At 63.7% G+C, this 6408-nt stretch carries 6 protein-coding genes; 3 read left to right on the forward strand and 3 right to left on the reverse strand.

Going from position 1 to position 6408, the window contains the following annotated elements:
- Together Q1W26_RS02085 and Q1W26_RS02090 are read left to right on the forward strand one after the other, a co-directional pair.
- Positions 1–1773, forward strand: a complete 1773-nt coding sequence (locus Q1W26_RS02085) for a sulfatase-like hydrolase/transferase (RefSeq protein ID WP_300435218.1) — start codon at positions 1–3, stop codon at positions 1771–1773.
- Positions 1770–2330, forward strand: a complete 561-nt coding sequence (locus Q1W26_RS02090; RefSeq protein ID WP_300435220.1) for a hypothetical protein — start codon at positions 1770–1772, stop codon at positions 2328–2330. The genes Q1W26_RS02085 and Q1W26_RS02090 overlap by 4 nt, the downstream gene beginning before the upstream one ends.
- A gap of 318 nt (positions 2331–2648) precedes the next feature.
- On the opposite strand, the gene Q1W26_RS02095 is transcribed toward Q1W26_RS02090, so the two are convergent.
- The 3 genes from Q1W26_RS02095 to Q1W26_RS02105 all read right to left on the reverse strand — a co-directional run bounded on the left by Q1W26_RS02095 (position 2649) and on the right by Q1W26_RS02105 (position 5013).
- Positions 2649–3350 (reverse strand): transglycosylase SLT domain-containing protein, encoded by a 702-nt coding sequence (locus Q1W26_RS02095; protein WP_300435223.1) that lies wholly within the window; start codon positions 3348–3350, stop codon positions 2649–2651.
- A 506-nt stretch (positions 3351–3856) separates the two neighbouring features.
- On the reverse strand, positions 3857–4477 hold the full coding sequence (ampD, locus tag Q1W26_RS02100) for a 1,6-anhydro-N-acetylmuramyl-L-alanine amidase AmpD (RefSeq protein ID WP_300435226.1): 621 nt from the start codon (positions 4475–4477) through the stop codon (positions 3857–3859).
- A gap of 128 nt (positions 4478–4605) precedes the next feature.
- Entirely contained in the window at positions 4606–5013 is a 408-nt protein-coding gene (locus tag Q1W26_RS02105; protein WP_300435229.1) for a prepilin-type N-terminal cleavage/methylation domain-containing protein, read from the reverse strand.
- 323 nt (positions 5014–5336) lie between these two features.
- Between Q1W26_RS02105 and Q1W26_RS02110 the strand changes: the two genes are divergently transcribed.
- Positions 5337–6113 carry a ferredoxin--NADP reductase gene (locus Q1W26_RS02110; RefSeq protein ID WP_300435232.1) on the forward strand — a complete coding sequence of 259 codons (777 nt, stop codon included), beginning with the start codon at positions 5337–5339 and terminating at the stop codon, positions 6111–6113.
- The last annotated feature ends 295 nt before the right edge of the window (positions 6114–6408 follow it).

The following is a 6408-nucleotide window of genomic DNA, read 5'->3' on the forward strand; positions in this document are numbered from 1 at the left end:
ATGAAGAAGCGAACATTCTCCGGCCGGGCCATGGCAGTGGCGGCGGCGGGCGTCCTGCTTGTCACCGCCGTCCTCGAAACCGCCCTGAACAACCCGCTGGGCTTCGGCCCCTTCGGGCTGGCCTGGCTGGTTCAAACCCATCCGGTGTCATCGTGGTCGGCGCTCGCGGCCGTTTTTCTGCTGATGGCTGCAACGGGGCGGCTGTTTTTCAGCGTCGTCGCGGTGGGCTTGCTGCTCTCCACCATCGCGCTCGCCTCCTGGACCAAGATCGACTACCTGGGCACTCCGCTCACGCTGGCCGACGTCAGGTTCTTCGTCTCCAACCTGGCAGAGAACCTCGTTCTCTTCACCGCCTATCCCGGCCTCGGGCTGATGCTCGCCGGGGCGATCCTGCTCATCCTCGGCGCCTCTGCGCTGGCCCTCAGGGCCGAGCCCCGGCGCGGCATCCGGACGCGCCTCGTGGCTTTCGCCACGCTGGCGACCCTTGCCGGCAGCGCCTGGATGGCCAACGCCAACAGCCTCAACGCCGCGCTTCCCGATACGGCGGTGCTCGGCGACGACCGCTCCGTGGAAAACGGCTTCACGCAGCTGCACAAGTTCAAGGTCACCGGTGAGCGGCGAATCTCCGACCTGCTGGAGATCTTCTTCACCGACGCCTCCACCCAATTCCTGCTGCCACCGCAGATCAGCCAGACCCGCTTCAAAGCCGCCGCCGCGGCAGAGCCGCCCGCCGTCATGCCCGACATCTTCGTCGTTCTCGAAGAAAGCACCTTCGACCCGAAGATTCTCCAGGCCTGCGACGGGCAAGCCGTTTGCAACAGCGGCCTTTTCGAGGGCTCGAGCGCAGGCCGTGAAGCCGGCCCCTTGTTCGTTCACACCACCGCCGGCGGAACCTGGCTCTCCGAATTCACCTTCCTGACCGGATTCGACTGGCGCATCTTTGGCCCCGGCGGCGCCCATGCACCGCTGAACATGGCCTCCCACATGCAGGCCCCGCTGCCCAGGCACCTGCAGGCATTGGGCTACCAGACCATCGCCATCTACCCGGTGGCCGGCAACTTTCTCAATGCCCGCGACGCCTACCGGCACTATGGCTTCGACCATTTTCTGGCCATCGAGGACATGGACCTCGGCAAAGACTGGCAGACCCTCCGCGACGGCCAGCTCTTCGACAAGGCCCTCGAAGTCGTCGAGCAAAAGCGTGACGGCAAACCGGTCTTCGTTTTCCTGCTCACGATCCGCAACCACGGCCCCCACGCCGAAAACCATGCCGACCTGCCCCAGCCGGAAACCCCCGCGCTGGCAGCCCTCCCCGCCCCGCTGGCCGACTACCTGCACAAGCAGCAGGATTCCGAAGACGCCATGACCCGACTCGGCAAACGCTGGCTCGCCACCGAACGCCCGCGTGTTCTCGCCTGGTTCGGCGACCACCAGCCCCTGTTCGCCACCAAGGCAAGGCCGGCCACGGATTACGCCGGCTCACACCTGGCCCGCCCCGTGGCTGACGATCAGCTCCGCTACCTCACCTGGTACGCCATGACATCCAACATGCCGCAGGCTGCAGCCACGCCCGCGCCAGGGGGCGCCGTGCTCGACCTCGCCTACCTGGGCACCCGCCTGCTGGCGTTCAGCGGCCTGCCCCCCAGGGCCAGCGATGCAGCAACGGGGCAGATCCAGGCCCGGTGCCCCCACGGCATCGCCCTCTGCAGCGACGCCCAGGCGGTGCGCGAATACCTGTCGTTCCGGGTGTGGGAGCTGCAGGAAATCCGATGAAGCGCGATCTCATGCCCTTCTGGCAGGCCCTGCTGCGCGACCCCCGGCGAATCGGCGCCATTGCGCCGGCAGGACGCGCGCTGTGCAGCGCCATGGTGCGGGAAGTGCTGGGGCGCCCGCCGGGGCTGGTGATCGAACTCGGCGCCGGCACTGGCGCCATCACCCGTGGGCTGCTTGAAGCCCGCGCGCAGATGAGCGGCCTGATCGCCTTCGAAAAGGCCCCGGAACTGGCCGCCTGCCTGCAAAAAAAATTTCCCGGCCTGACGATTCATCCGGGCTGCGCGAGCGCCGTCGGCCAATTGCAGCTGCCCGGCGAGAACACCCTGACCCTCGTCTCCTCGCTGCCCTTCCGCTCGCTGCCATCCGGCGACAGACAGCGGCTCAGCGACGCCATCGCCAAGCTCAGCGCGGCCACACCCCATTTCAGGCTCATCCAGTACAGCTATTTCGGAAAGCTGCCCTTCCCGAGCCCGGCAAAGCATCTCGCCTGGCGCCGGAAGCACACGGTGATCCGCAACCTGCCGCCAGCGACGCTGTGGGTGCTCGAGAAAACCTGACACCTCGGCACGGTTTTTTTGCGTGCCCCAGCTTGGGTAGATCGGGTTGGCGCAGCGTAACCCGACATCGGACGTGTCCATCGATGTTCATGTTGGTGTCGGGTTACGCCCTGCGGGCTAACCCGACCTACGCGTGCGGTGATTCAACGCGCGGCGGGCGAATGAAGTCACCCCTGCACAAAATCATCCGTGACGATTCCTTGTCGACGCCGGATCACGCGAAGGGTTTTTTCATGCGCCAGAAACGCCAAAGCCCGACCCACGAGGCTGGAGGTTGCCCCGCCTGTGGATCGGGCTTCAGCCCGGTGTCACGAAAAATCAGACGCCGATAAAGCGGCCGCCGCTGCGGGCAGCCTGGCTGAGCTGGGACTTCACCGCCATCACCTTGTTGGCGTAAGGCGTGGAGGGGTCGCTGGAGCCGTTGTAGCGCTGCAGGGCCTGCTCCACCGAGCCGGTGCGCTGGATGTACTCCTTGAGCACCAATGCGCCGACGCGGATGTTGGTGTCAGGATCGAACATGGCGCTGCGGTCGGATTTGACGTCCACCTTGTCCGGGTGCCACTTGGGGATCACCTGCATCAGCCCCTGGGCGCCCATCGGGCTTTCTGCAAAGGGGTTGAAGCGCGACTCGATGGCCATCACGGCCACCAGCAGCAGCGGGTCGACGCCTACGCTGCGGCCGGTTTGCTGGGCGGCTGCGAGCAAGGGCTCAAGGGCCACGGCAGAAACCTGGTAGCGCTTGGCCACATAGGTTTTGACGCGTTGCAGATCGGGGCTCAGCTTGGCCTGGCTGCTATCGGCAACCTGGACGAGCTCGGGTTCCGGTTCTTCTACCGCCACGACGGACGACGAGGACCCCATGAGACTACCGACTGAGAGACCCTGAACGCCGTGGTTGGCAATGCGCGAGGCAATGAACAGGGTAACGATAAGGCCAGCGACGAGAAGACCGCCGTGGGCGAAGTGAAGCATGAATGAAGCCGCGTGACGTGCGTACTTCGTGATACGAGTTGCGAACATGGGCTCTCCTTTCTGTGGCCACAGTCCGTCGAAGGCACAGGCAGACCGACCCCGAAACAACGGGAGCAGGATGTCTGTTTGTATCACCCGGGAGCCCGGAAAAAGCAGGGGCGGGTTCAACGTGTCAGCCACAAAAACAGCCGACAGCACTCGAAAGACTAGGTCGCCAGGGGTTGGATCCAAACACGCTGACGCAACCAGACAGCGTGCAAAAAATGGCACCAAAACCAGACCTTGAGACGGTCAGTAACCGGGGAAGGAAGCCCGGTCATGCGGCGGTTTCGGCACCGGCGTGTAACAAAAACAAAACAAAAAAATTGCGTGCTGCATTGCACACAAAACGCATTGTATTGATTCGACTCACTTTTGTCAATCCACCCCGTCTGGCGGGGGCCAAAACGTGACTTATTTGGCATAAGCCAAAAGGCGGGCGTCACACAGACCTTGGGCGCCTGCCACCGGCAACGCCAGTCTCCGGGCGGCTTTGGGCGCGCCTTCCAAAAACCTCAGCCAGCGCGTACGGCAAGGGGAAAAGGCCAGCGCATCAGCGCGCCATCGTCGGCATTCGGCGCCCCTTCGGGTTCGATCCGGGCGAGCACGTCGGCACGCCCTTTTTCGGCCAGCAGGCGACGCAGGCGCCCCCACGAAAAGTAAGGCCCGGGATCGGTCTTGCGCCCCGGCGCGATGTCGGAATGACCGGTGATGCCCTGCACCGGAAAGCGCTCGCACAGCTCGTCCAGAAGGCCGGCCAGCACCTCGTACTGCGCCGGCTCGAAAGGCAGGCTGTCGCAGCCTTCAAGTTCGATGCCCACCGAAAAATCGTTGCAGCGCTCCCGCCCCCGCCAAGTCGACACCCCGGCGTGCCACGCCCGCCTTTCCGGCGCCACAAAACAGATCAGCTCGCCCGTGCGGCGGATGAAGTAATGGGCGGACACGCGCAGTTGATGAATATCCGCGTAGTAAGGGTGTTCGAGGGGATCGAGGCGGTTGGTGAACAACTGCTCGACGCCTGCGCCACCGAAGCGCTCGGGCGGCAGGCTGATGGCGTGAATGACGACCAGCGCGACATCCGCGCCTTCGGGGCGGGCGTCGCAGTTGGGAGAAGGACGGAAGGTGGCGGAATTCATGGCGCCGATTTTTACACAGCCTCCGCGCCGGACGAATGCTTTTCAGGGCGCCACAAAAGCCGAAAGCCCGGAGGCTTGCGCCATCCGGGCTTTCGGAGCGATCAGCTGGTCAGCTGATCAGGCAAGGATCAGCACAGGCCGCTGGTCTTGCAGGTACCGGTGGTTGCCCAGGTGATGTTCTTGTTGGCATCAACGGTCGGGGTGAGGATGTAGGTTGCGCCATCCAGAGCCGACTTGGCAGTTGCGGTCATCACGCCATTGGCTTCCACCTTGACGCCGGCAACGTTGCCGAAACCGGTTGCATCGTCAGCCGGGATGCCGTTAGAGCCGCCGACACAGTTGGCCGCTTGAATGTTCGGGTCTTGCAGACAGACTTCAACGAAGGACTTGCGGCCGGAGGTGGCGTTGACGACTTCGGAGAACTTGGCCTTCTTGGTGTAGGTCTGGTACTGGGGCACAGCGATCGCAGCCAGGATGCCGATGATGGCGACAACGATCATGAGTTCGATCAGGGTAAAGCCGGCTTGCTTTTTCATTTTGAGTATCTCCGTGTGCTTGATTGAATTTTGAGCGGGTATGTGACCCGACGGGTTTATATAGGCAAACGTCGTGCCAGCAATCGCAAAACAAGGTCATTCAAATCAAATCAATGAGATAGCCCCAGGCTGCTGGCGCGTAGCGAAGCAGGCCCGGCAAAAGCCCCCGCGCATGTGACGTTTTTCGTCACCCCACTGCCCAAAAACGTCACCCAACGCAGATAAAACGCGGGCAGTCCAGCACGCCGCAGGCGGCCGGGGCAGGAACGATATGCCCCGGAAAACTGTCTCGAAAGACAGCACGCCCACAGGGAGAAAGACTCATGGACACCCCGTCTGACAAATGGAGTAGCGCCCGCATCCTCTGGATGCACCGCTGGAGCCCGCGGCTGTTGTCGTTTCGCCTCAGCCGCGAGCCGGGTTTCCGCTTCGTGCCGGGCCAGTTCGCCCGGCTCGGTCTTCTCAAAGAGAACGGGGCGCCGGTGTGGCGGGCCTATTCGATGGCCTCCGCCACCTGGGACGAGCATCTCGAGTTCTATTCGATCGTCGTGCCCGACGGGGCCTTTACCTCACGCCTCGAAAAAATGCAGGTGGGCGACACATTGATGATTGAACGCCAGGCCATCGGCTTCTTCACCACCAACCGCTTCGCGGACGGCCGCGATCTGTGGATGCTGGGCACCGGCACCGGCCTTGCCCCTTACCTGGCCATCCTGCAGGACGAAACCACCTGGCAGCGCTTCGAGCGCCTGATCCTGGTGCACGGCGCCCGGAGCGGCGAAGACCTCGCCTACCAGGCCGAAATTGCCGCCCTGCGCAGCCATCCCCTGTGGGCAGAACACGGCCACAAGCTCATCTATCAAGGCGTGACCACCCGCGACACCTTGGCCGGCGCCCTCCACGCCCGCCTGCCGGAGCTGATCAGCAGCGGCAGCCTGGAGGCCGCGCTCGACATTCCCCTCAGCCTGGAGGCCTCGCGGATCATGATCTGCGGCAGCCCGGCGATGGTGCAGGACACCCACAAGGCGCTGATGGCGCGCGGCTTTCGCCTCAGCCGCCTGGCCGCCCCGGCCCACATCGCCGTCGAGAACGCGTGGTAAAGAACAAGCCCTCCAAACCCGCTAGCGCCCCTCGTCATGAGGGAGAACCGGGTTTTGTGGGTCGGACTTCAGTCCGACAGCGCAGGCTGACGCAGGGTTTGTCGGACTGAAGTCCGACCCACAGGGGTGTGAGGCTCTTCAATTGACAGCAATCCAAATTGCAGTGGGAGCCTTGGCGCACATCCCGGGACATCGACGCGATGATTCTTCACGCCGAGCCTGCGGATTGACGCACGCCCCCTTTTTGCACTGATTTGGTGCGAACATGCACGCAATGCGCCTGGCTGGTGCGTGA

It is taken from the genome of Zoogloea sp., from assembly GCF_030157465.1.
GTDB lineage: Bacteria > Pseudomonadota > Gammaproteobacteria > Burkholderiales > Rhodocyclaceae > Zoogloea.